Genomic DNA, 709 nt, shown 5'->3' on the forward strand with positions numbered 1-709 from the left:
ACGCCCTTCATCGCCTCTGACTGCCTAGGCATCCACCGTGTACGCTTAGTCGCTTAACCTCACAACCCGAAGGTGTTTCCACCGCCGCATTGCGATTATTTGAGAGACTCTGTTACAGACTAATCCATCACTCAGTACAGATACGGAGAGTGATGTTCAGCTGTAAACTTTCAATTTTCAGCTTGTTCCAGATTGTTAAAGAGCAAAATACTTCGCAGCATACTGTTTCCAATACGCTCTGAAGTATTATTGAGGGGCTGTACGGTAATGGTGGAGCTAAGCGGGATCGAACCGCTGACCTCCTGCGTGCAAGGCAGGCGCTCTCCCAGCTGAGCTATAGCCCCATACAGTCACTTACAGATACCTTAATCACTCATCAGCCTGATGAGTCAGCCAATCACTTTCTCATCAAGGCGCAGTCATGCGAAGTTTGCCTGGGCAAACGAGACATGGCGACAACGAAGAGGAGGAAGGAATTGGTAGGCCTGAGTGGACTTGAACCACCGACCTCACCCTTATCAGGGGTGCGCTCTAACCACCTGAGCTACAAGCCTATTAAGGTATTTCTGCTCGTTACTTTCTATCAGACAATCTGTGTGGACACTGCACAATGCGTATCTTGAGGTAAGGAGGTGATCCAACCGCAGGTTCCCCTACGGTTACCTTGTTACGACTTCACCCCAGTCATGAATCACAAAGTGGTAAGCGC

2 tRNA genes and 1 rRNA gene are annotated in these 709 nt (G+C 49.4%); all 3 read right to left on the bottom strand.

The features are described 5' to 3' along the window. Positions 1 to 268 precede the first annotated feature (268 nt). Positions 269 to 344, bottom strand: a tRNA-Ala gene (locus tag J1781_RS00525). Between the two features lie 133 nt (positions 345 to 477). Then, positions 478 to 554 (bottom strand) — tRNA-Ile (locus tag J1781_RS00530). 71 nt (positions 555 to 625) lie between these two features. Beyond that, positions 626 to 709: ribosomal RNA gene (locus J1781_RS00535) — 16S ribosomal RNA — on the bottom strand; the annotation flags it as partial.

The sequence above is a fragment of the Rahnella perminowiae genome (assembly GCF_019049695.1).
Classification (GTDB): Bacteria; Pseudomonadota; Gammaproteobacteria; order Enterobacterales; family Enterobacteriaceae; genus Rahnella; species Rahnella perminowiae.